Below are 22,696 nucleotides of genomic sequence, written 5' to 3'. Positions count from 1 at the left end.
ATCACGGTTGAAACCACCGGACGGACGGTCGTCGCGACGGAAACCGCCACCACGGTTGTCGTCACGACGGTCACCACCGGAACGGAAACCACCCGACGGACGGTCGTCGCGACGGAAGCCACCACGGTCGCCACCACGGTCATCACGGTTGAAACCACCGGACGGACGGTCGTCGCGACGGAAACCGCCACCACGGTTGTCGTCACGACGGTCACCACCGGAACGGAAACCACCCGACGGACGGTCGTCGCGGCGGAAGCCACCACGGTCGCCACCACGGTCGTCGCGGCGGTTGTCGCGGCGCTCGTAGTTGCCCCGGTCGTCACGGCGCTCGAAGGTGCGCTCCTGGGCGACGGGCTCGGCCACGGCGGCGACGGCTGCCGCGACCTCGGCCTCGGCGGCCTCGACGACCTCGGCGACGGCGGCCTCCGGGTCCTCACCGCGCTCGCGGGCGGAACGGGCGACGAGGCGGTCGGCCTCCTCGCGCAGCTCCGCGGCGCGGCGGGTCAGGCGCTCCAGCTGCTTGGTGAGGTCGGCGACCTCGCGCTCGGCCTGCTTGGCGGCGTTGTTCGCGGAGTCGGCCTGGACCTGGGTGAGCGAACGCGCACCGGTGATCTCGGCGACCTCGGGGTCGAACGCGCCGACGCCCTGGACGATGTGGCGCGAGGCGTCGACGCCCGCGTCCTCCATCAGGCGGAAGATCTGGCGACGCTGGTGCGGCAGGGCCAGGGAGACCACGACGCCCGACTTGCCGGCGCGGGCGGTACGGCCCGAGCGGTGCAGGTAGTCCTTGTGGTCGCCGGCCGGGTCCACGTTGAGGACCAGGTCGATGCCGTCGACGTGGATGCCGCGGGCGGCGACGTCGGTGGCGACGAGCGCGTTGACGTAGCCGTCCTTGAAGTCCGCGAGGACGCGGGTACGGGCGCCCTGCGTCATGCCGCCGTGCAGCGCGTCGGCCTTCACGCCGGCCTCGATGAGCTGCTCGGCGATGCGGTCGGCGCCCAGCTGGGTGCGGACGAAGATGATGGTGCGGCCCTTGCGGGCGGCGATGGCGGCCGTGACCGGCGCCTTGTCCTTCGGCTTCACGACGAGGACGTGGTGGGTCATGGTCGAGACGTTGCCCTGGGCGCTGTCGACCTCGTGCGTGACGGGGTTGGACAGGTAGCGCTTGACCAGGGTGCCGATCTCGTTCTCCATGGTGGCGGAGAAGAGCATGCGCTGGCCGCCGCCGGGGATCTGGTCGAGCAGCTCGGTGACCTCGGGCAGGAAGCCCAGGTCGGCCATCTGGTCGGCCTCGTCGAGAACGGCGACCTCGACGTTCTCCAGCGAGCAGGCGCCGCGGTTGATGATGTCGCGCAGGCGGCCCGGGGTGGCGACGAGGACGTCGACACCGCGCTCCAGGGCGTAGATCTGGTTGCCCATGGAGGTACCGCCGCAGACGACCTTCATCTTCAGGCCGAGGACGTCGCCGTAGGGCTGGAGGGCGTCCGCGACCTGCATCGCGAGCTCACGCGTCGGCGTGAGGATGATCGCGCGGGGCTTCTTCTTGTCGGTGTGGCCACCGGCCAGGCGGGCCAGGGCGGGCAGACCGAAGGAGAGGGTCTTGCCGGAGCCCGTACGACCGCGTCCGAGGATGTCCTTGCCGGCCAGGGCGTCCGGGATGGTCGCGGCCTGGATCGGGAACGGGGTGGTGACACCGTTCTGGGCGAGCTTGCGCACGACGCCCTCGGGCAGACCGAGGTCCGCGAAGGTGATGGTGGGCTCGGCGTCGCCGGCCTCGTCGGCGGAGTCGGCGGTGTCGCCGGTCACGTCGGCCTCAAGGGCCTCGATGATCTCGTCCGCCTCGATGGCCTCCATGGCCTCGGTGACCGCGAGGGTCTCGGCGTCGACGATCTCGTTGGTGTCGTTCTCGGGCATGACGGAACGGTCAGAACTGGAAATGGACATGCGAAATGCGAAACCTTCCGGAGTCTCGGCACGCGCCCAAACTCCGTGAATCGCAAATCGACCGCCTCAATGCGGTCAGCCACGGCTAGGGAGAGTACGCGCCACACGGCGCTCTTCGGATTCGGCGCCGGGCAATGGGATCAAACGATCTATAACCATACGCACCCTCCTGGGGGTCTGGCAAGTCGCTCCGCGCGAATGGCCTCTGACCTGCGACGACGCCAAGGATGCGCATTCCGGGCAGCCCGGCCCGACCGGGCGGGACCCCCCGTGCGCTAGGCCGTTCCGGTGGTCGGTCCGGACGTCGGCGGGGTCGGCGGACCGGTCTCCGGCGGCGTGGGGTGCGTCACAGGAGGGGTCGGTTCCACCACGGGCGGGGTGGTCGTCGACCCTCCGCTCCCGCCGGACCCGGACCCCGATCCGGAACCAGAGCCTCCGGATCCAGAACCCGAGCCGGAACCCGACCCCGACCCGGAGCCCGAGCCGCCGGAGCCCGAGCCGCCCGATCCGGAACCGGAACCCGAACCGCCGCCGGACGGGACCGGCCCGCCCTGCCCGCCCGCCCCTCCCCCCGGCCCGGCCGACGGCGAGGGCAGCCCCGGTTTCGCGGGGGCACCCGGGCCGGGTGAGGCCCCGGTCGCGCCGGAAGCCTTCCCGGGCTCAGCGGACTTGCCGTCCTGGTTCCCCGTACCGTCCTTCACGCCATGGCCGTTGCCGTGGATCCCGGAGCCGTGGCCGACCTGGCCGGCACTCGTCCCGGCCGTGTCCTTGCCGCCCACGGAGGCCGCGGGACCCGGCTTGGCGGCCTCCTCGCCGACGCTCATGCAGCCTGCCGTCGCCGCCACGGCGAGCACGGAGACGGCCAGTCTCAGGGAAGCGGACATGGGGCGCGGCAAAGGGCGCACGGGGGCACCTCCGGGACACTGGACGGGGTCCGCGTTGGGCGGGTCAATGAGCCCAACTCCCTTTACCCCGTAAGAGACACGCCCCTTACGAGAACAGCTGTCGGGCCACTTGCGAGCCGAGGTGCACGGCACCGAGCCCGACCAGCACCGATCCCAGGACGTTCGCGACGGCGAGGAACCTCCAGCCGCGCTCCGCCAGCCGCAGCGTCTCGTAGGAGAAGGTCGAGTACGTGCTCAGCGCCCCGCACAGGCCCGTCCCGAGCAGCAGCGCCGCCCCCGAGGATCCCGCCCCGGCCAGCACCGCCCCCGTCAGCGCCCCCAGCAGCAGGCAGGCGGCCGCGTTGACCACGAAGGTCCCCCACGGGAAGACGGAGTCGTGCCGGGACTGGACGGCCCGGTCGGTCAGGTAGCGCAGCGGCGCACCGACCACCGCGCCGGCCACCACCAGCAGCCAGTTCACCCGCGTCCCCGTCCGTCCGGCCCGCCACGGCCCGCCACGGGCCGCACCGCGAGCCGGACCGCGAGCCGGGCCGCCGAGGCCGCCGCCCAGACGGCGCCCAGCGCGGCGGCCACCGTGAGCCCGGCGTACGCCAGCGCGGCCTCCGCCCGCCCCGCGTCCAGCAGCCCGGAGAACTCGACGGCGTACGTCGAGAAGGTGGTGAACCCGCCGAGCACCCCGACGCCGACGAACGGCCGCACCAGCGGATGGGGGGCGCTGCGCCCGCCCTCGCTGATCAGCACCATCAGCACGCCGATCAGCGCGCAGCCCGAGACGTTGATCCAGAAGGTGGCCCAGGGGAACGCCCCGGGCCCGCTCGGCCACAGCAGGCCCACCCCGTAGCGCGCCGAGGCCCCCAGGGCCCCGCCCGCCGCGATCGCCGCCAGCACCGGGCCCTGCGGTTCGGCGCGCTGGGCGGGTACGTGGAGGTCGACGTCGGGGTCGATCGCCTCGCCGCCCGCCGCCGGGCGGGTCACCCGTAGCCCAGCGCGTGCAGTCGTTCGTCGTCGATCCCGAAGTGATGGGCGATCTCGTGCACCACCGTCACCTCCGTCTCGGCGACCACGCTCTCCCGGTCCTCGCACATCCGCAACGTGGGGTTCCGGTAGATGGTGATGCGGTCCGGCAGCACGCCGGCGTACCACTCGCCGCGCTCCGTGAGCGGGGTCCCCTCGTACAGGCCGAGCAGTTCGGGATCGTCCGCCGGCGGCTCGTCCTCGACGAACACCGCGACGTTGTCCATCAGCCGCGTGAGCTCCGGCGGGATGCGGTCCAGGGCCTCTGCGACGAGCTCCTCGAACTCCTCGCGCGTCATCTCCAGCACCCGGCCATTGTCGCCCCGGGGGAAACCGTTTTGGCGATAGCTCCCCCGATCCCATATGCTTCTCACGTCCCCGACGCGCTGGAAAGTGCCCGGCGGGCCTTTAGCCCTCATCGTCTAGTGGCCCAGGACGCCGCCCTTTCAAGGCGGTAGCACGGGTTCGAATCCCGTTGGGGGTACGCAGTACATGTGCGAGACTTGTTCTCGCACAATGCAAGGACCTGTGGAGCAGTTGGTTAGCTCGCCACCCTGTCAAGGTGGAGGTCGCGGGTTCAAGTCCCGTCAGGTTCGCTGAGGCTGGAAACAGTCTCGTGGCTGGGTAGCTCAGTTGGTACGAGCGATCGCCTGAAAAGCGATAGGTCGCCGGTTCGACCCCGGCCCCAGCCACAAAAGGAAGGCCCCGTCCATCGGACGGGGCCTTTCGCGTTCACCCCTCCCGCTGCGTCCGGCGCCAGCGCACCAGCCCGACCGCCACCGCACCCGCGGCGACCAGGCCCAGCAGCGCCCAGTCCGGCACCGCGTCCGCGACGGAGCGCACCCGCTCCTCCACCGCGTACGAATCGTCCACGTCCAGCAGCCCGGGCAGGGCGCTCGCCCCGTCGAAGGCCAGGAACAGGGCGCCCAGGGTGATGAAGAACAGGCCGGACAGCAGCGAGGTCGAGTGCAGCCGGAGCCGGCCCAGCCGCAGGGGCCGGCCGCGCAGCCAGCGCCGACGGCCCAGGTCGAAGCGCTCCCAGAGCAGGGCCAGCAGGAACAGGGGCACGGCCATGCCCAGCGCGTACACGGCCAGCAGCAGGCCGCCGTAGACCGGACTGCCGCTGACCGCCGCCACCGTCAGGACGCTGCCCAGGATCGGACCGGCGCAGAAGCCGGCCAGCCCGTAGACGGCGCCCAGCGCGTACACGGACAGCGCGGTGACCGGCCGGATCCGCCCGGACAGCTCGGAGATCCGGCGGGAGGAGAAGCCCAGTCCGAGGATCTGCGCGAGACCGAGCGCGATGATCAGCCACCCGCCGAAGAGGACGAGCCCCTCGCGGTGGCCGTGGAAGAACCGGCCCGCGTACGAGCCCGCCGCGCCCAGCGGTACGAGGGTGCTCGCGAGGCCGGCGTAGAAGATCCCGGTGCGGGCCAGGAGCCGGGAGGTGGAGTCGATCGAGTAGGCGAAGAAGGCGGGCAGCAGCAGGGCGCTGCACGGGCTCAGCAGGGCGAGGAGGCCGCCCAGCAGGGCGGCCAGGTATCCGATGCCGTTCACTTGGCCGCCGCCGCGGCGGCCCGGCTGATGGCGGCCTCGAAGGCGGCGAGGGGCTGGGCACCGGCCAGGGGCTGCCCGCCGACCAGGAAGGAGGGGGTGGAGCTCACGCCGATGCGGTAGCCCTCCTCCTGGTCCCTGCGCAGCGCCTCGGCGGCCTGCGGGCCGGCCATGTCCCGGCGGAAGCGTTCCAGGTCGGGGACCCCGGCCTCGCGGGCCAGCTCGACGAGCCGTTCCTCGCCGAAGCCCTTCTCCTTGGAGCCGTCGGCGTACGCGGCGGCGTGGAAGGCCGCGAAGCGGTCCTGCTGTCCGGCCGCCCAGGCGGCCTTGGCGGCGGCCTCGGAGTCGGCGCCGAAGATCGGGAAGTTGCGCCACTCGATGCGCAGGGTGCCGGCGTCGACGTACTTCTTCACCAGGGCGGGCTCGGTGTCCCGGGCGAACTTGCCGCAGTAGCCGCACTTGAAGTCGGAGTACTCGATGAGGACGACGGGCGCGTCGGGGCGGCCCAGCGCCAGCTTGTCGCCCGCTTCGCGGCGGGCCAGGGCCTTGAGCTCGGCCAGGGGGTCCTCGGCGCGGGGGGTGGAGCCGGCGGCGGAGGCTGTGTCGCGGGACTCGTCCCGGGGGGCCGAGGCCTGCCAGGAGACGAGTCCGAGGGTGATTGCGGTGGCGGCGACCCCGGCGCAGACCAGCAGGGGCGTGCGGGAGGCGCGTTTGCGGGAGGCGGGCTTGCGGGAGGAAGAGGACATACGGGTGCTCCTGAGGGGCGGAAGGGTGAGGGGGACCGGTGGTGACCGCTCCCCTTACACCCGCAGCACCGACAGCTCCACGGGGCCGGGCGCCGGCCGGTCCGGCCCGCGTACGAGGACCCGTAGGGGCGCCGTGCCGCGCGGGCGGGCCCCCTCGGGGACGACCCCGGCGGCCGGGAGCTGCGCGTGCTCGCACCCGGTCCGCGGCGGAACGGCGGGGACGCCGCCGTGGTCGGGGGCATCGGGCGCGCAGCGGGGTCCCTGCTCCCGCGGCCCCGCCGCCGCGGCCGGCACGAAGGCCCCGACCGCCCCGGCGACACCGACAGCACCGCCCGACACGACGCCCGCCGGCACCACGGCACCCGACACGACGCCCGCCGGCACCACGGCACCGGGCACGACGGCCGACGGGGCAACGGCACCCAGCACGACGGCCGGCGGCGCAACGGCACCCAGCACGACGGCCGGCGGCGCAACCGCCCCCGGCCGGGCCACGACACCCGGCATCCCGCCCGGCAGGGCAGCGGCGCCCAGGAGCGTCGCGAGCACGGCTGCCAGGAGGCACCACACACGACGGCGGCGGGACACAGTGGGCTGCCTCTCACTTACACAAACGGGGGGACTCGTCCCGAAATGGTACGGGGAGGGGCACAAATGCGTTCGCCACCCGCCCGGCCCAGGTGAGATCCTCGACCAGGTATGTCTACTTCCTTCGCCGCCCTGCAGACGCTTCTCGGTGAGATCTCCCTCCGTGACGCGCACCGCCTCGGCCGCCGCCTCGAAGGCGCCCGCCGCATCCGCAAGCCCGAGGCCAAGCAGGCCGTGCTCGACGAGATCGCCGCGGAGGCCACCAAGGCCGCCGGGCGACTGGCCGGCCGTGCCTCGCGGATGCCGGAGGTCACGTATCCCGAGAACCTGCCCGTCAGCCAGAAGAAGGACGAGATCGCCGAGGCGATACGCGACCACCAGGTCGTGATCGTCGCGGGCGAGACCGGATCCGGCAAGACCACGCAGATCCCCAAGATCTGCATGGAGCTGGGGCGCGGTGTCCGGGGCATGATCGGGCACACCCAGCCCCGCCGGATCGCCGCCCGCACGGTCGCGGAGCGGATCGCGGAGGAGCTGAGGTCCGAGATCGGCCAGACGGTCGGCTGGAAGGTCCGGTTCACCGACCAGGTGGACCAGGACGCGACCTTCGTGAAGCTGATGACGGACGGCATCCTGCTCGCCGAGATCCAGACGGACCGCGAGCTGCGCGCGTACGACACGATCATCATCGACGAGGCGCACGAGCGGTCCCTGAACATCGACTTCCTCCTCGGTTACCTGGCGACGCTGCTGCCCAAGCGCCCCGACCTGAAGGTCGTCATCACCTCGGCGACCATCGACCCCCAGCGGTTCTCCCGGCACTTCGGGGACGCTCCGATCGTCGAGGTCAGCGGGCGGACGTACCCGGTGGAGGTCCGCTACCGGCCGCTGCTGGAGGAGGACTCCGAGGACGCCGACCGCGACCAGATCACCGCGATCTGCGAGGCCGTCGACGAACTCCAGGGGGAGGGGCCGGGCGACATCCTGGTGTTCCTCTCCGGTGAGCGCGAGATCCGGGACACGGCGGACGCGCTGGAGAAGCGCAAGCTCCGCTTCACCGAGGTGCTCCCCCTCTACGCCCGTCTCTCGCACGCCGAGCAGCACCGGGTGTTCCAGCAGCACACGGGCCGGCGGATCGTCCTGGCGACGAACGTCGCGGAGACGTCCCTGACGGTCCCCGGCATCAAGTACGTGATCGACCCGGGCACGGCCCGCATCTCGCGCTACAGCCACCGCACCAAGGTGCAGCGGCTGCCCATCGAGCGGATCTCGCAGGCCAGCGCCAACCAGCGCAAGGGCCGCTGCGGCCGTACCAGCGACGGCATCTGCATCCGGCTCTACTCCGAGGCCGACTTCAACGCCCGTCCGGAGTTCACGGACGCCGAGATCCTGCGCACGAACCTGGCCTCGGTCATCCTCCAGATGACCGCGGCGGGCCTGGGCGAGATCGAGAAGTTCCCCTTCATCGACCCGCCGGACCACCGCAACATCCGGGACGGCGTGCAGCTGCTCCAGGAGCTGGGCGCGCTGGACCCGGCCGAGAAGGACCACAAGAAGCGGCTCACCCCGATGGGCCGCCAGCTGTCCCAGCTGCCCGTGGACCCGCGGCTGGCGCGCATGGTGGTGGAGGCGGACAAGAACAACTGCGTCCGCGAGGTCATGGTGATCGCGGCGGCGCTGTCGATCCAGGACCCGCGCGAGCGGCCCTCGGACAAGCAGACGCAGGCGGACCAGAACCACGCCCGCTTCAAGGACGAGACGAGCGACTTCCTCTCGTTCCTGAACATGTGGCGCTACGTCCGCGAGCAGCAGAAGGAACGCGGCTCGTCGTCCTTCCGCCGGATGTGCAAGCAGGAGTACCTGAACTTCCTGCGCATCCGCGAATGGCAGGACATCTACTCGCAGCTGCGCACGGTCGCCAAGACGATGGGGATCCACGTCAACGAGGCGGACGGCGCCGAGACGAACATCCACATCTCACTGCTGGCCGGCTTGCTGTCGCACATCGGCCTGAAGGACACCGACAAGAACGAATACCTGGGCGCCCGCTCGGCCAAGTTCGCGATCTTCCCGGGATCCTCCCTCTTCAAGAAGCAGCCGAAGTTCCTGATGTCGGCGGAGCTGGTCGAGACCTCGCGGCTGTGGGCGCGGGTGAACGCGAAGGTGGAGCCCGAGTGGGTGGAGCCGCTCGCGCAGCACCTGATCAAGCGCACGTACAGCGAGCCGCACTGGGAGAAGGACCAGGCGGCGGTGATGGCGTACGAGAAGGTGACCCTGTACGGGGTGCCGATCGTCGCCCAGCGGAAGATCAACTACGGCCGCATCGACCCCGAGGTCTCGCGGGAGCTGTTCATCCGCAACGCGCTGGTCGAGGGCGACTGGCGCACGCACCACAAGTTCTACGCCGACAACCGCAAGCTCCTCACCGAGGTGGAGGAGCTGGAGAACCGGGCGCGGCGCCGGGACATCGTGGTCGACGACGAGACCCTCTTCGACTTCTACGACCAGCGCATCCCCGAGCACGTGGTCTCGGGGGCGCACTTCGACTCCTGGTGGAAGCACAAGAAGCGCGAGGAGCCCGAACTCCTCGACTTCGAGCGCGAGATGCTGCTCACGGAGAAGGCGGCCGGGGTCACCAAGGCCGACTACCCGGACAGCTGGCAGCAGGGCCGGCTGAAGTTCCGGGTGACCTACCAGTTCGAGCCGGGCGCGGACGCGGACGGCGTGACCGTCCACCTCCCGCTCCAGGTGCTGAACCAGGTCACGGACGAGGGCTTCGACTGGCAGATCCCGGGGCTGCGCGAGGAGGTCGTCACCGAGCTGATCCGTTCGCTGCCGAAGCCGATCCGCCGGCACTACGTACCGGCGCCGAACTTCGCGACCCGCTTCCTGGACACGGCCGTCCCCCTGCAGGAGCCGCTGCACGTGACGCTGGCGCGGGAGCTCCACCGGATGGTCGGAGTGCCGGTCTCGGCCGACGACTTCGACCTGTCCCGGATCCCGGACCACCTGAAGATCACCTTCCGGATCATCGACGAGCGGCGCAAGAAGCTCGCCGAGGACAAGGACCTGGAGGCCCTGCGGCTCTCCCTGAAGCCCAAGGCCCGCCAGGCCCTGTCCAAGGCCGCGGCGGCCACCGCCGAGCGGGCGGGCGGGGAGTCGCTGGAGCGCTCCGGGCTGACCGACTGGACGATCGGCACCCTGACCCGGGTGTTCGAGACCCGGCGGGCGGGCCAGCCGGTGAAGGCGTACCCGGCACTGGTGGACGCGGGGACGAGCGTCTGCGTACGGCTCTTCGACACCGAGGCCGAGCAGCAGCAGGCCATGTGGCTGGGCACCCGGAGGCTGATCCTCCTCAACATCCCGGTGAACCCGGCGAAGTTCGCCTCGGACAAGCTCACCAACCAGCAGAAGCTGGCCCTGTCCCGCAACCCGCACGGCTCCATCCAGGCGCTGTTCGACGACTGCGCCACGGCTGCGGCCGACAAACTGATCGCCGACCACGGCGGTCCGGCCTGGGACGAGGCGGGCTTCCGGAAGCTCTACGACGCGGTGCGGGCCGATCTGGTGGACACGACCGTACGGACGGTCGCGCAGGTGCAGCAGGTGCTCGCCGCCTGGCAGGCGTGCGAGCGGCGGCTGAAGGCGACCAACAGCCTGGCCCTGATGGGGAACGTCGCGGACGTGAAGGCTCAGCTGGCGGCCCTGGTGCCGGCCGGCTTCGTGACCCTCGCGGGCCTGCGCCGGCTGCCGGACCTGATGCGGTACCTGGTGGCGGCCGACCGGCGGCTCCAGCAGATGCCGACGGGCGCCCAGCGCGACACCACGCGCATGGAGAAGGTCCACGAGATGCGGGACGAGTACCTGTGGCTGCTGGAACAGCTGCCGAAGGGCCGCCCGGTGCCGGAGGCGGTCACCGAGATCCGCTGGATGATCGAGGAACTGCGGGTCAGCTACTTCGCCCACGCGCTCGGGACGGCGTACCCGATCTCCGACAAACGCATCGTGAAGGCGGTCGACGCCCTCGCCCCGTGATCGGGTTCGACCGCACCCCCTGACCTGCTGTACAGTGTCATTCGCAGCCAGGCAATCGGCTGCGAACGAGGACCTGTGGAGCAGTTGGTTAGCTCGCCACCCTGTCAAGGTGGAGGTCGCGGGTTCAAGTCCCGTCAGGTTCGCAGAAACGTCAGGGCCCGTATTCCGCAAGGGATACGGGCCCTGACGCGTTTCCGGGGCCGACCCCGGCGGGCACCGGGGCACCCCCCGTGTCCGCATGATCACCCAGCCGATCGCGCGGCGACCCCGAACGGCCCTGAGGGCCCTTCAGCGGCCACTGAAGGCCCCGCGTCGTCTCACACTCCACTCCCGGTCCGACGGGGCCTCCAGGGGCCTTCCAGCGGCTCGGGCTACACCTGTCACCCGGGAGGGCGAATTCCCCCATCCGCGTGAGTCGCTCTGCGCCGGGAGATCCCCTTACGGGGTGCATTGCCGGATGTACAAGAGTTATCAGATGTGACGGGAGTCACCACACGAGTTTTTGAGACCCGCACGTTTATCGGACTCCTACGCCCGCTCGATTTAATATGTGCAATGGCACCCATCCCGCCGGCACCCCTGCAGCCGCGGGACGGCACCCCCCTCCGGGCATAAAAAAGATCGCGCTGGACCCGGCGGAGTCCAGCGCGATCGACGGTGTGGCCTGTTGGGGCAAGCTCCACCGCATGAAGCCTTGTGGGTTTCATCGGATTGGGGGACCCGATACGAACCCGTTTAAAGCAGTGGTGCTGCGGGACCTCAGGCCTCGCTGCGCTGCTGCGGAATTCCCGCGAGCAGTGCGCGAACCTCGGCCTCGCGGTAACGGCGGTGTCCACCCAGGGTGCGGATGGACGTGAGCTTGCCAGCCTTGGCCCAGCGGGTGACCGTCTTCGGGTCCACGCGGAACATCGTGGCAACCTCAGCCGGGGTCAGCAGCGGCTCGGCATCAGGGGTGCGAGCGGTCATGAGCGGCCTCCTCGGGAGAACCGAACCATCTCGGTTCTTTCCTCTAAATTCTGCACCTTGGCCCGCGTTGCCCGAAATGGACATACGCAGGCCGAGTCGGTTATAGGACGAACGGCTTGTCCTCGGCACTACAACTACACCATCCGTCCAGCCCCAAGGGCCAAACCGATGGAATTGCCCTCCGAGGTGTTCATCAGCGGCGGAAGCCGATGGACCGCCCCATAACGGACAGTCACCCCACTGTGACGATCAGTCACAGAGCGATCAGGAGTCGTCAGACCCCCCATAGAGTGCAATACCGAGCATTCCGCCCTTAGTTGGGCGGAAGGAACCCTCCCCGGACTCCTTGTCCTATTTTGGCACGAGGGTAGGGGAAGGGCGCAAGGGTGTAGATAGTGCGTTCCGTCACGCTTGGGCCAATGGCCCGTATCAGGACGTAGGTCCTGGGACTAAGACCCTAATGTGGCGATCAAGCCTCTGATCAGCCACTTGTGCCCGATCAGCCGATGACAACCGATACGGGCGATACGCACCGCGTCCGAAAGGGGGTGCGGCCACCGTCACACGATGCCTCATCCGTCAGTTCGCGAACAGTCTCTCCCGCACCTTTCGCCAGCGCAGTGCCAATTCGACGTACACCTGCGACGCCCCGTCGAGGTCCCCCGCCCGCAACGCCGCGATGCCCTCCGCCAGATCGCGGGCCGTCCGGTCCCCCGCCAGCTCGTCAGCGGGCAGCGCGTGCAGCAGCCCGCCGTAGTCCAGTTCGACCATCGACCGCGGGTGGAACTCCTCCAGCCAGCTGCCGACCTCCACCAGCCCCTCGGCCAGCGGCCCGTACCCCTCCGCCTGCCGCAGCGTCCGCAGCCCCCGGGCCAGGCGCCGCCGGGCCTGCACCATCGGCGTCCGGTAGCGCAGCCGTTCGCCCGGCAGGTACTCCCGTTCCTCGTCCGCCACCAGCACGAACCAGCGCAGCGGCACCTGCCACACCCCCGTGCGGATCCACGGGCGCGCGTCCGGGTTCCGCTCGCGCCACGCCTCGTACTCCTCGGCGGAGCGGCGGCGGGTCTCCGCCGGAAGGGCCGCGTCGAGGACCGGCGGGGGGAAGGTGTCCGCCAGCTCCCGCAGCGCCAGCCAGCCGCGCAGCCGGGTCCGCCAGGGGCAGACCAGCAGCGACCCGTCCAGCTCCGCCGTAAAGGCGTCCGCGCTCTCGTGCGCCGGGACCCCGACCACGGGCACGCGCACCAGATCGGAGAGGGACCGGCGCAGTTCGTCCTGGGCCGTCGGGGCGGTCCCGCGCCGGGCGTAGTCCGCCCAGTGGGTCCGCTCCGGCTCCGGGAAGGCCGCCAAGGGCTCGTAGACCCGCAGGTAGGAGGCGTACGGGACGACCGGCGCGGGGCGGGGGGAATCGTTCACGCTCTCGTACTCCCCCCATTCGGGGCCCGGTTCACCTCCGGGGCGCCCGATCCCCCGCCGGCCCGGTGCGCACTGCGGTCCGCCCCCTCCCCGGGGGCCGGGGACCGGGGCCGGTCACACGGGAGTGTTCCGATCCCCGGACAGGGGCCGCCCGCGCGCGCCGCAGGTCTTACTCTGCTCCCAGTGCGCCCTCCCCCACCCGCAGGGCGGGCGTCCTTTCCGCCGCATCTCTTCCATGGGAGTCACCACCGTGACCGAAATGACCGACGGCGTCCTGCACACCCTGTTCCGCAGTGAACAGGGCGGCCACGAGCAAGTCGTGCTGTGCCAGGACCGAGCCTCAGGCCTCAAGGCCGTCATCGCCATCCACTCCACCGCCCTGGGCCCCGCCCTCGGCGGCACGCGGTTCCACGCGTACGCCTCCGACGAGGAGGCCGTCCGGGACGCGCTCAACCTCTCGCGCGGCATGTCGTACAAGAACGCCCTCGCCGGTCTCGACCTCGGCGGCGGCAAGGCAGTGATCATCGGCGACCCGTCGGTGCTCAAGAGCGAGGAACTGCTGCTGGCCTACGGCCGGTTCGTGGAGTCCCTCGGCGGTCGCTACGTCACCGCCTGCGACGTCGGCACGTACGTCGCCGACATGGACGTCGTCGCCCGCGAGACCCGCTGGGCCACCGGCCGCTCCCCCGAGAACGGCGGCGCCGGCGACTCCTCGGTGCTCACCGCCTTCGGTGTCTTCCAGGGCATGCGCGCCAGCGCCCAGCACCTGTGGGGCGACCCGACGCTGCGCGGCCGCAAGGTCGGCGTCGCCGGTGTCGGCAAGGTCGGCCGCCACCTGGTGGAGCACCTGCTCTCGGACGGCGCGGAGGTCGTGATCACGGACGTCCGCGAGGAGTCCGTGCGCGAGATCCTCGACAAGCACCCCGGCGGCAAGGTCACGGCGGTCGCCGACACCGAGGCGCTGATCCGCACGGAGGGCCTGGACATCTACGCCCCCTGCGCGCTCGGCGGTGCGCTGAACGACGACTCCGTCCCGGTGCTGACCGCGACCGTCGTCTGCGGCGCGGCCAACAACCAGCTCGCCCACCCGGGCGTCGAGAAGGACCTCGCCGACCGCGGGATCCTCTACGCGCCCGACTACGTGGTCAACGCGGGCGGTGTCATCCAGGTCGCCGACGAGCTGCACGGCTTCGACTTCGACCGGTGCAAGGCCAAGGCGACGAAGATCTTCGACACCACGCTGGCCATATTCGCACGTGCGAAGGCGGACGGGATCCCGCCGGCCGCCGCGGCCGACCGGATCGCCGAGCAGCGGATGGCCGACGCGCTCGCCGCGCGCAACGCGGCCCGCACGGCGTAGGTCCGGCGGGACCCGCCGGGGTGCGGCGAGACGGAACTCACTGCACTTCGGCGGGTCGTCGGCCAGGAAAGCGTTAAAATCGCAGCTGACCAGCGAGTACGGGGTGCCCCGCTGGTTCTGCGGCGAGGCGTGTCATGCGGGCGGCGTACCGTATGGCCGCGGAAGCAGGTACCGTTAAACCCCTACGGACGGTCTCTCCACGGAGAGCCCGCTCCGAACCATGAACGCGTGTCAGACTCTGGGGCCGTCGAGCCCCGTCACCGAGGGGGTCGAGCCATGGGGCGCGGCCGGGCCAAGGCCAAGCAGACAAAGGTCGCCCGCCAGCTGAAGTACAACAGCGGCGGGACTGACCTCTCGCGTCTGGCCAATGAGCTGGGCGCATCGCCGACAGAGCCGCTGCCTATCAGCGCGCCGGTCGAAGTCGATGACGATCTGGACGACGACGACCCGTACGCCAAGTACGCGGATCTGTACAACAGCGATGACGACGAGGACGAGGACGAAGAGTCCGGTCCGTCGGCGCAGCGTCGCGGGGCTTGACGCGCAGAATTCCTGCACCGGGCGTTCCGCCCGCGGCTCCAACACCCGTAAACACCGAAACCCGGTCCAGGGCTTTTGCCCCGGACCGGGTTTCAGTGCTGCTCAGACCGCGTACGAGCCGGTGAGGGTCGCGCCCTCGGCGTGGTCGCCCCGGTCGAGGATCTCGCCGGCGACCCAGGCGTCGACGCCCCGGTCCGCGAGGGTGGTCAGGGCCACGTCCACCGACTCCTGCGGGACCACGGCCATCATGCCGACGCCCATGTTCAGGGTCTTCTCCAGCTCCAGCCGCTCGACCGATCCGGCCTTGCCGACCAGGTCGAAGACCGCGCCCGGGGTCCAGGTGGAGCGGTCGACCGTGGCGTGCAGGTGGTCCGGGATGACCCGGGCCAGGTTCGCCGCGAGGCCGCCGCCGGTGATGTGCGAGTAGGCGTGGACCTCGGCCGTGCGGGTGAGCGCCAGGCAGTCCAGCGAGTAGATCTTGGTCGGCTCCAGCAGTTCCTCGCCGAGGGTCCGGCCGAGCTCCTCGACGTGCTGGTCCAGGGACATCCCGGCCCGGTCGAAGAGGACGTGGCGGACGAGCGAGTACCCGTTCGAGTGAAGGCCGGACGAAGCCATCGCGATGACGGCGTCCCCCGTACGGATGCGATCGGCGCCCAGCAGGCGGTCGTACTCGACGACGCCGGTGCCGGCGCCCGCCACGTCGAAGTCGTCCGGGCCCAGCAGGCCCGGGTGCTCGGCGGTCTCGCCGCCGACCAGGGCGCAGCCGGCGAGGACGCAGCCCTCGGCGATGCCCTTCACGATGGCCGCGACACGCTCGGGGTGCACCTTGCCGACGCAGATGTAGTCCGTCATGAAGAGCGGCTCGGCGCCGCAGACGACGATGTCGTCCATGACCATCGCGACCAGGTCGTGGCCGATCGTGTCGTACACGCCCATCTGGCGGGCGATGTCGACCTTGGTGCCCACCCCGTCGGTGGCCGAGGCCAGCAGCGGGCGCTCGTAGCGCTTGAGGGCGGAGGCGTCGAAGAGGCCGGCGAAGCCGCCGAGGCCGCCGAGGACCTCGGGGCGCTGCGTCTTCTTCACCCACTCCTTCATCAGCTCGACGGCGCGGTCGCCCGCTTCGATGTCCACGCCTGCGGCTGCGTAGCTGGCACCGGTGGTCTTCTCTGTCATGACAGGAGAGAGCTTTCGTGTCGTTACTGCGGGTGGTGCTGGGCCCTGGGAGAAGCCTCAAAGACAGGGCCCAGCGCAGGTTGAGCCGGCCGGGCGGAGCGTCGGCCTACGGGCGGCGGAGCGCGTCGGCGGCGTCGGTACCGCCCGCGAGCTCGGACTCCAGGAGCTGCTTGCCCAGGAGCTGCGGGTCGGGCAGCTCCATCGGGTACTCGCCGTCGAAGCAGGCACGGCAGAGATTGGGCTTCTGGATGGTGGTCGCCTCGACCATCGCGTCGAGCGAGATGTACGAGAGCGAGTCCGCGCCCAGCGAGGTGGCGATCTCGTCGACCGTCATGCCGTTGGCGATCAGCTCGGCCCGGGTGGCGAAGTCGATGCCGAAGAAGCACGGCCACTTCACCGGCGGGGAGGAGATCCGGATGTGGACCTCGGCCGCACCGGCCTCGCGGAGCATCTTCACGAGCGCGCGCTGGGTGTTGCCGCGGACGATCGAGTCGTCGACGACCACCAGGCGCTTGCCCCGGATGACTTCCTTGAGGGGGTTGAGCTTGAGGCGGATGCCGAGCTGGCGGATCGTCTGCGAGGGCTGGATGAAGGTCCGGCCGACGTAGGCGTTCTTGACCAGGCCGGATCCGTACGGGATCCCGCTGGCTTCGGCGTATCCGACGGCGGCGGGCGTGCCGGATTCCGGCGTCGCTATCACCAGGTCGGCGTCGACCGGGGCTTCCTTGGCGAGGCGCCGGCCCATCTCGACGCGCGAGAGGTAGACGTTGCGGCCGGCGATGTCGGTGTCCGGGCGCGCCAGGTAGACGTACTCGAAGACACAGCCCTTGGGCTTCGCTTCCGCGAAGCGCGAGGTGCGCAGGCCGTTCTCGTCGATCGCGATGAGCTCGCCCGGTTCGACCTCGCGGACGAAGCTGGCGCCGCAGATGTCGAGGGCGGCGGTCTCACTCGCGACCACCCAGCCGCGTTCCAGGCGGCCGAGGACCAGCGGGCGGATGCCCTGCGGGTCACGGGCGGTGTAGAGGGTCCCCTCGTCCATGAAGACGAGCGAGAAGGCGCCCTTGACCTGAGGAAGGACCTTGGCGGCCGACTCCTCGATGGTCAGGGGCTTGCCGTCGTCGTCGGTCTGGCCGGCGAGGAGGGCGGTGACGAGGTCGGTGTCGTTGGTGGCCGCCACCTGGGTGGCGCGGCCGTCCTGACGGGGGAGGTCGGCGACCATTTCGGCAAGCTCGGCGGTGTTCACCAGGTTGCCGTTGTGACCCAGGGCAATGGAGCCGTGGGCGGTCGCGCGGAAGGTCGGCTGGGCGTTCTCCCAGACGGATGCTCCGGTGGTCGAATAGCGGGCGTGACCGACCGCGATATGACCCTGGAGCGAACCGAGGGAGGTTTCGTCGAAGACCTGGGAAACGAGGCCCATGTCCTTGAAGACGAGGATCTGGGAACCGTTGCTCACAGCGATGCCCGCGGACTCTTGTCCGCGGTGCTGCAGTGCATACAGTCCGAAGTAGGTGAGCTTGGCGACCTCTTCACCCGGAGCCCAGACACCGAAGACGCCGCAAGCGTCCTGGGGGCCTTTTTCGCCGGGGAGCAGGTCGTGGTTGAGTCGTCCATCACCACGAGGCACGTCCCCGAGTGTAGGCGAGATCGACCACTGGTCCGAATTGGGGACGTCCGGGAAAAGTCACAGTGCGGACAGTCCGGTTACCCGTGCGGAGGGTGATCGATCAGGGCGTCTCGGCATCCGGAATGCCCTGGTTGACAGGGACCTGTGCGTTCGTACAGGCTTCCGGCTCATGCAGCCCTTCGGTGACCGAGCCGTCACCCTCGTCGAGCGCCGGCACGTGGACCTGGTCCGTGTCGCGAGCGCCATCTGTCGTCGCTGCGCGTAGTTCCTCCGCGCGCTGACGCGCGCCGCCCGTTCCCTTCCGGCGTTTCCCGTCGCTGCGCCCGTTGTTGCGCCGTTCCGCGCTGACCTCCCGCTCTCCCCTTCCCCCGCCCGTACGGGCCGCTCCGTCGTGCCGCGCGCCGTCCCGCGCCGCCTCGGAGGGGTCTACGTGCCATGCCCTGGAGCCCTTGTGTCTTCGTACGAATCCAACCTGTCCCGACGTGCCTTCGGCGGTGCCGTCGGCGTGGGCGCCGCAGCCGCCGCGGTGGGGCTGGGCACGAGCCCGGCCGCCGCTGCCGAGGGCCCCTCCGCGGGGCCCGGGGAGCGGGAGTTCCGGGCGGCCCGGGAGCGGCGGTCGCGGCGCCCGAACATCCTGTTCATCCTGGGCGACGACCTGGGCTGGGCCGACCTGTCCTCGTACGGCTCGCCGCACATCAAGACCCCGAACCTGGACCGGCTGGCGCGTCAGGGGGTGCGGTTCACCGACGCCTACTCGGGCTCCGCGACCTGCTCGCCGACCCGCTTCAGCCTCTACACCGGGCGCTATCCGGCGCGTACCAAGGGCGGGCTGGCCGAGCCCATCGCCGACAAGTCGGTGGGGCTGGAGCCGTCCCATCCGACGCTGGCCTCGCTGCTGAAGGAGGCGGGGTACTCCACCGCCCTGATCGGCAAGTGGCACGCGGGCTACCTGCCGGACTACAGCCCGACCAGGTCGGGCTGGGAGGAGTTCTTCGGGAACTTCGGCGGGGCCCTGGAGTACTACTCCAAGCTCGGTCTGGGCGGCGAGTACGACCTCTACGAGGGGGACGCCGAGTACAAGGACCTGCGCTACTACACGAAGATCATCACGGAGCGGGCGAGCGAGTACGTCTCCCGCGACCACCACGGCAAGCCGTGGCTGCTGAACCTGAACTTCACCACCCCGCACTGGCCGTGGATCGCCGAGGGGGACACGGCGGAGAGCGCCGAGATCGTCCGCCGGATCAAGGCGGGTGACGGGCGGGCGCTGTGGCACCAGGACGGCGGCTCTGTCGAGAAGTACAAGCAGATGGTCGAGGACCTGGACCGGTCGGTCGGCGAGGTGCTGAAGGCGCTGAAGCGCTCCGGGCAGGAGGAGGACACGATCGTGGTGTTCTCCAGCGACAACGGCGGCGAGCGCTTCTCGTACAACTGGCCGCTGTCAGGCAACAAGGCCTCGCTCCAGGAGGGCGGGATCCGGGTGCCGAACATCCTGCGCTGGCCCGCCCGGCTGGACGGCGGCCAGGTCAGCCGGGTGCCGGTGTTCAGCCCGGACTGGACGGCCACGCTGCTGGAGCTCGCCGGGACCCGGCCGCACCGGGCGTACCCGCTGGACGGGGTGAGCCTGGCCGGATACCTGCTGCGGGGCGAGCGGATCGCCGAGCGGAACCTGTTCTGGCGGGTGCGCGGGGAACGGGCGCTGCGCCGCGGGGACTGGAAGTACTACCGGGGCAAGTCGGGCCGCGACCAGCTGTTCAACCTGGCCGGGGACCTCCGCGAGCAGGCCGACAAGGCGGCCGTGGAACCGGCCCGGCTGGCGGAGCTGCGGGCGGCCTGGGAGAAGACGGACGCGGGGCTGCTGCCGTACCCGGTGTGATGCCCCGGGTGAGGGAACCGGGGCAGCCCGCGGCGGCGTCCGGCGTCATTCGGCGGCGGAGCCGGCCTCGGCGGTGAGGTTCTTGCCGTCGGGGGCGGTCAGGGTCAGGGCCTGGCCGTGGACGCTCCAGGTCAGGGGGCCGGCGGCGAACAGCGCGGTCAGGGCCCGTTCCTGCTCTCCCGCCGGGCCCTCGCAGGCCATCCGGGTGGTGGTCGGCGGGCCGATGGTGAGGGTGGGGCCGGTGACGGTGACCGGGGCGCTGAAGCGGTTGCAGCCGAGGGTGCCGCTCACCCGGCCGTCGGGGGCGAGGGTGAAGGTCGCCGCCCGGTCGGCGGGGGCGGCGGTGCCGTCGACGGCGCCGACCGTCCAGGTGGTCGCGGTGAGCGGGGCGTCCACGGCGGGCGGCCGCGCGGTGGCGCCGTCCGGGGTGAGGGCGGCGTCCGCGGTGCCGCCCCGGCAGCCGGTGAGGGCGAGCGCGGCGAGCAGGGCCAGGCCGGGGGCGAGGTTCCTGAGGGTACGCATGCCCCTGGGACGGGGCGCGGGCCCGGCCGGTTCCCCGACCTCGCCCGTTCAGCGCATCAGGGGCAGCAGCCCGGACAGGTCGGCGCGCTCGCCTCCGGCGCTGACCTTGGCGGCGTCGAGTTCCTCCGCCCAGGCGGTCCGGCCAGTGGCGAGCCGGACCCAGGTCAGCGGGTCGGTCTCCACCACGTTGGGCGGGGTGCCGCGGGTGTGGCGGGGGCCCTCGACGCACTGGACGACCGCGAAGGGCGGGATCCGCACCTCCACCGAGCCGCCGGGCGCCTTCACCGCGAGGGCGTCGGCGAGCAGCCGGGTGCAGGCGGCGAGGGCCTGCCGCTCGACGGGGACGTCCAGGCCGGGCACGGCCCGGTTGAGGTCGTCGGTGTGGACGACCAGCTCCACGGTGCGGGTGACGAGGAAGTCGGCGAGGGTCATGTCCCCGATCCACAGGTCGAGGACCCGGTTGCCGGGGTTGCGCTCCAGGGCCTCGGCCATCCGAAGGGCCGCCCGGTCGTAGAGCTCGGGCAGCGGGGCGCCGGTGAGGGTCTCGCGGGCGACCTCGCTGATCTTCCCGGCGAGGGAGGCGGTGGCGAAGGGCCACTCGACGGCGCTCAGCTCGGGGACGGCGGCGGGCGGCCGGGCGAGGCCGCCGGCCAGCGAGTCCGCGATCCAGGCGATGTGGGCGGCGAGCTCGGCGACGCTCCATTCCCCGAGCCCGCTGGGCCGCGCGAGCTGCTCGGGGGTCAGGCCCCGTACGGCTTCGGCGACGTGCCCGAACTGTGCGGTGACGGCCGTACGGATCTTCGCCTGGTCGTAGGCGCGCGGCTTCTTCTTCGCGGGCGGCATGGGGCGACCCTACTGGGGGAGGGTGACCTGGGTGCAGCCGTGGCGGGCGGTCGCGTCGGCCACGTAGGCCTTGAACAGCTCGGTGCCGCGCTCGCCGAGGACCCTCGTGTCGTAGGTGCGGTCCGCGGTCAGGGTGAACACGGCGGGGCGGCCCTGGCAGGTGGCCGTGGCGTACGTGAGCACTCCGGCCCGGCCGGCCTTGCCGGTGACCACCGGTTCGGGCAGCCGGCCGTCGCCGATGCCGACGGAGGCGCCGTCGTCCCCGTAGAAGGAACGGGTCTCCAGCCACCACGGGTCGCGGGTCTGGACGTTGTGGAGCTCCACGTAGCGCCAGTCGCCGCTCGGCTTGGCGGCGTAGATCCGCTCGGCTTCGGCGGGGCTGACGGCCAGCAGGCAGGTCTCCTGGTTGGCGTGGCCGCCGGTGGGGGTGCCGAGGGCGCGGTCGGGGAGGTTGCCGCGGCCGGTGGTGCGCAGCAGGGCGGAGTACCAGCCGCAGGCGTCGTTCTCGTGGCGGTCCTCGGCGCGCCCGAGGTCCGTGCCATGCGCGCGGAGGGTGGTGCCGGGCAGCTCCGGCAGGTGCGTCGTGCAGCCCAGTCTCGCGGCGAGCCGCAGGGCCGCGGTGCGGGCGATCCTGCCGAGGGCCCGGCGGTCGGTGTCCGTGGCCTGGGGGTCCCCGATCCAGGCCTTCGCCCGTACGGCGGTCGCTCCCGTCTCGGGCAGGGGGGTGGCGCAGGGGGCGGTGACGGTGACGTCGCGTCCGCCGTAGTCGCCGAGGGCGGCGTCGGCGCGCAGGGGCAGGCGCATCGCCACGTCGGTCCGTGCCGTGACGTCGCCGTCCGGGGTCTCGGAGGATGCGGGGAACGGGGAGCGGCCCGTGGTCTCCAGGACGTTGTCCGGCGGGCCGGCGGGCAGGACGCGGACGGTGAGCGCGAAGTGCCGGTCCCCGTACTTCTTGCCGTCGACGACCTCCTGGAAGTCGCAGTTGTCCGGCAGTGACACGAAGTCGATGGTGTTCTCGGCCCGGTCTGCGAGCCGCAGCCGGTCGACGCCGCCGCGCAGCCGCAGCACCGGGTCGCCGTCGACGAGTCCGGCGCACGAGGAGGCGATCAGGTCGCGGCTCGCCGCGCGGTCCTGGTGGGCTTCGAAGGCGCCGTACAGGGCCCAGCCGCCGAAGGCCAGGCCGGCCGCGCCGGCGAGGGTGAAGAGCGCGTTGACCGCGTTGCGCCCGCGGCCCCGGTCGGGCAGAGGTCCGCCGCCCGAAGGCCCCATCGGTTCGAACATCCCCCACCCCCGGTCTTCAACTGCCGCGCATGTGCGCCGACATGATCGAAACTACCAACGGGTTCGGGCGCTCAGAGCGATCCGCGGGTATCGAACACGTCACCGTTGGCCGGCACGCCGAGGCCGCGCCAGGTGAAGGGGAGGCCGCGTGCGGTGTCCGGGTCGGGTCCGTCCATCAGGTGGAAGTGGACGTGCGGTTAGGTGGAGTTGCCGGAGTTGCCGCACCGCGCGAGGAGCCGCCCGGCCCGTACGCGCTCGCCCGGACAACGGACGAGCCCCCGGCCGGAGGAATCCGGACCAGGGGCTCGT

19 protein-coding genes, 4 tRNA genes and 1 pseudogene are annotated in these 22,696 nt (G+C 71.3%); 9 read left to right on the top strand and 15 right to left on the bottom strand.

The window, feature by feature from the left end:
• The 4 genes from ACEPPI_RS26095 to ACEPPI_RS26080 all read right to left on the bottom strand — a co-directional run.
• Positions 1–1,947 (bottom strand): DEAD/DEAH box helicase (locus tag ACEPPI_RS26095; RefSeq protein WP_373917694.1); only part of this gene is annotated, 1,947 nt, incomplete at its 3' end.
• Positions 1,948–2,937: 990 nt separating this feature from the next.
• The gene (locus ACEPPI_RS26090; protein WP_373917693.1) at positions 2,938–3,312 is read right to left on the bottom strand and encodes a CrcB family protein; all 375 of its coding nucleotides are present in this window, start codon (positions 3,310–3,312) and stop codon (positions 2,938–2,940) included.
• Complete coding sequence (locus ACEPPI_RS26085) at positions 3,309–3,827, bottom strand: CrcB family protein (RefSeq protein WP_373917692.1); 519 nt, start codon at positions 3,825–3,827, stop codon at positions 3,309–3,311. The genes ACEPPI_RS26090 and ACEPPI_RS26085 overlap by 4 nt, the downstream gene beginning before the upstream one ends.
• Positions 3,824–4,174: a metallopeptidase family protein gene (locus tag ACEPPI_RS26080; protein ID WP_030225620.1), complete on the bottom strand. Its 351-nt coding sequence runs from the start codon at positions 4,172–4,174 to the stop codon at positions 3,824–3,826. Before ACEPPI_RS26080 ends, ACEPPI_RS26085 begins: the two co-directional genes overlap by 4 nt.
• Before the next feature lie 103 nt (positions 4,175–4,277).
• Here ACEPPI_RS26080 and ACEPPI_RS26075 point away from each other — a divergent pair.
• The 3 genes from ACEPPI_RS26075 to ACEPPI_RS26065 all read left to right on the top strand — a co-directional run bounded on the left by ACEPPI_RS26075 (position 4,278) and on the right by ACEPPI_RS26065 (position 4,558).
• A tRNA-Glu gene (locus tag ACEPPI_RS26075) sits at positions 4,278–4,350 on the top strand.
• Between the two features lie 38 nt (positions 4,351–4,388).
• Positions 4,389–4,462, top strand: a tRNA-Asp gene (locus ACEPPI_RS26070).
• 22 nt (positions 4,463–4,484) lie between these two features.
• Positions 4,485–4,558 (top strand) — tRNA-Phe (locus ACEPPI_RS26065).
• A gap of 40 nt (positions 4,559–4,598) precedes the next feature.
• Here the strand turns inward: ACEPPI_RS26065 and ACEPPI_RS26060 are convergent.
• Genes ACEPPI_RS26060 through ACEPPI_RS26050 form a run of 3 tightly spaced genes read right to left on the bottom strand, consistent with a single transcriptional unit; the run spans position 4,599 to position 6,715 of the window.
• Positions 4,599–5,423, bottom strand: a complete 825-nt coding sequence (locus ACEPPI_RS26060; RefSeq protein ID WP_373917691.1) for a cytochrome c biogenesis CcdA family protein — start codon at positions 5,421–5,423, stop codon at positions 4,599–4,601.
• Positions 5,420–6,166 (bottom strand): DsbA family protein, encoded by a 747-nt coding sequence (locus ACEPPI_RS26055; protein ID WP_373917690.1) that lies wholly within the window; start codon positions 6,164–6,166, stop codon positions 5,420–5,422. Before ACEPPI_RS26055 ends, ACEPPI_RS26060 begins: the two co-directional genes overlap by 4 nt.
• A gap of 54 nt (positions 6,167–6,220) precedes the next feature.
• Positions 6,221–6,715, bottom strand: a complete 495-nt coding sequence (locus ACEPPI_RS26050) for a hypothetical protein (protein WP_373917689.1) — start codon at positions 6,713–6,715, stop codon at positions 6,221–6,223.
• Positions 6,716–6,865: 150 nt separating this feature from the next.
• Here ACEPPI_RS26050 and hrpA point away from each other — a divergent pair, with 150 nt between their 5' ends.
• On the top strand, positions 6,866–10,789 hold the full coding sequence (gene hrpA / locus ACEPPI_RS26045) for an ATP-dependent RNA helicase HrpA (RefSeq protein WP_373917688.1): 3,924 nt from the start codon (positions 6,866–6,868) through the stop codon (positions 10,787–10,789).
• 69 nt (positions 10,790–10,858) lie between these two features.
• Positions 10,859–10,932: transfer RNA gene (locus ACEPPI_RS26040), tRNA-Asp, on the top strand.
• Positions 10,933–11,548: 616 nt separating this feature from the next.
• On the opposite strand, the gene bldC is transcribed toward ACEPPI_RS26040, so the two are convergent.
• Positions 11,549–11,755: a developmental transcriptional regulator BldC gene (gene bldC / locus ACEPPI_RS26035; protein WP_003949541.1), complete on the bottom strand. Its 207-nt coding sequence runs from the start codon at positions 11,753–11,755 to the stop codon at positions 11,549–11,551.
• A gap of 579 nt (positions 11,756–12,334) precedes the next feature.
• Complete coding sequence (locus ACEPPI_RS26030; protein ID WP_373917687.1) at positions 12,335–13,168, bottom strand: hypothetical protein; 834 nt, start codon at positions 13,166–13,168, stop codon at positions 12,335–12,337.
• Positions 13,169–13,418: 250 nt separating this feature from the next.
• Between ACEPPI_RS26030 and ACEPPI_RS26025 the strand changes: the two genes are divergently transcribed.
• Together ACEPPI_RS26025 and ACEPPI_RS26020 are read left to right on the top strand one after the other, a co-directional pair.
• Positions 13,419–14,528: a Leu/Phe/Val dehydrogenase gene (locus ACEPPI_RS26025; RefSeq protein ID WP_373917686.1), complete on the top strand. Its 1,110-nt coding sequence runs from the start codon at positions 13,419–13,421 to the stop codon at positions 14,526–14,528.
• A 276-nt stretch (positions 14,529–14,804) separates the two neighbouring features.
• Positions 14,805–15,068: a DUF3073 domain-containing protein gene (locus ACEPPI_RS26020; protein WP_373917685.1), complete on the top strand. Its 264-nt coding sequence runs from the start codon at positions 14,805–14,807 to the stop codon at positions 15,066–15,068.
• A gap of 102 nt (positions 15,069–15,170) precedes the next feature.
• Here the strand turns inward: ACEPPI_RS26020 and purM are convergent, their stop codons facing one another.
• Together purM and purF are read right to left on the bottom strand one after the other, a co-directional pair.
• Entirely contained in the window at positions 15,171–16,241 is a 1,071-nt protein-coding gene (purM, locus tag ACEPPI_RS26015; RefSeq protein ID WP_266840548.1) for a phosphoribosylformylglycinamidine cyclo-ligase, read from the bottom strand.
• 106 nt (positions 16,242–16,347) lie between these two features.
• Positions 16,348–17,865, bottom strand: coding sequence for an amidophosphoribosyltransferase (gene purF, locus ACEPPI_RS26010; protein WP_030225597.1), 1,518 nt, complete (start codon positions 17,863–17,865; stop codon positions 16,348–16,350).
• A gap of 169 nt (positions 17,866–18,034) precedes the next feature.
• Between purF and ACEPPI_RS26005 the strand changes: the two genes are divergently transcribed.
• Positions 18,035–18,130 carry a putative leader peptide gene (locus ACEPPI_RS26005; protein ID WP_356219173.1) on the top strand — a complete coding sequence of 32 codons (96 nt, stop codon included), beginning with the start codon at positions 18,035–18,037 and terminating at the stop codon, positions 18,128–18,130.
• A gap of 186 nt (positions 18,131–18,316) precedes the next feature.
• The gene (locus ACEPPI_RS26000) at positions 18,317–19,741 is read left to right on the top strand and encodes a sulfatase-like hydrolase/transferase (RefSeq protein WP_373917684.1); all 1,425 of its coding nucleotides are present in this window, start codon (positions 18,317–18,319) and stop codon (positions 19,739–19,741) included.
• 45 nt (positions 19,742–19,786) lie between these two features.
• Here ACEPPI_RS26000 and ACEPPI_RS25995 read toward each other — a convergent pair whose 3' ends face one another.
• From ACEPPI_RS25995 to ACEPPI_RS25980, 4 genes and pseudogenes are all read right to left on the bottom strand, one after another.
• Positions 19,787–20,263 carry an META domain-containing protein gene (locus ACEPPI_RS25995; RefSeq protein ID WP_373917683.1) on the bottom strand — a complete coding sequence of 159 codons (477 nt, stop codon included), beginning with the start codon at positions 20,261–20,263 and terminating at the stop codon, positions 19,787–19,789.
• Positions 20,264–20,311: 48 nt separating this feature from the next.
• The gene (locus tag ACEPPI_RS25990) at positions 20,312–21,106 is read right to left on the bottom strand and encodes a sterol carrier family protein (RefSeq protein WP_373917682.1); all 795 of its coding nucleotides are present in this window, start codon (positions 21,104–21,106) and stop codon (positions 20,312–20,314) included.
• Positions 21,107–21,115: 9 nt separating this feature from the next.
• Entirely contained in the window at positions 21,116–22,387 is a 1,272-nt protein-coding gene (locus ACEPPI_RS25985; protein WP_373917681.1) for a hypothetical protein, read from the bottom strand.
• A gap of 71 nt (positions 22,388–22,458) precedes the next feature.
• A pseudogene (locus tag ACEPPI_RS25980) lies at positions 22,459–22,647 on the bottom strand (M23 family peptidase); the annotation flags it as partial.
• Positions 22,648–22,696: the final 49 nt, after the last annotated feature.

The sequence above is a fragment of the Streptomyces sp. AB3(2024) genome (genome assembly GCF_041862025.1).
Lineage (GTDB): Bacteria > Actinomycetota > Actinomycetes > Streptomycetales > Streptomycetaceae > Streptomyces.
This window is presented reverse-complemented; position numbering and strand designations above follow the sequence as displayed.

Bases quoted from the DNA above. Each gene is read 5' to 3' on its own strand.
- ACEPPI_RS26055 (WP_373917690.1), bottom strand. From the start codon at position 6,166: ATGTCCTCTTCCTCCCGCAAGCCCGCCTCCCGCAAACGCGCCTCCCGC.
- hrpA (WP_373917688.1), top strand. From the start codon at position 6,866: ATGTCTACTTCCTTCGCCGCCCTGCAGACGCTTCTCGGTGAGATCTCC.
- bldC (WP_003949541.1), bottom strand. From the start codon at position 11,755: ATGACCGCTCGCACCCCTGATGCCGAGCCGCTGCTGACCCCGGCTGAG.
- ACEPPI_RS26020 (WP_373917685.1), top strand. From the start codon at position 14,805: ATGGGGCGCGGCCGGGCCAAGGCCAAGCAGACAAAGGTCGCCCGCCAG.
- purM (WP_266840548.1), bottom strand. From the start codon at position 16,241: ATGACAGAGAAGACCACCGGTGCCAGCTACGCAGCCGCAGGCGTGGAC.
- ACEPPI_RS26005 (WP_356219173.1), top strand. From the start codon at position 18,035: ATGCAGCCCTTCGGTGACCGAGCCGTCACCCTCGTCGAGCGCCGGCAC.
- ACEPPI_RS25995 (WP_373917683.1), bottom strand. From the start codon at position 20,263: ATGCGTACCCTCAGGAACCTCGCCCCCGGCCTGGCCCTGCTCGCCGCG.
- ACEPPI_RS25990 (WP_373917682.1), bottom strand. From the start codon at position 21,106: ATGCCGCCCGCGAAGAAGAAGCCGCGCGCCTACGACCAGGCGAAGATC.
- ACEPPI_RS25985 (WP_373917681.1), bottom strand. From the start codon at position 22,387: ATGTTCGAACCGATGGGGCCTTCGGGCGGCGGACCTCTGCCCGACCGG.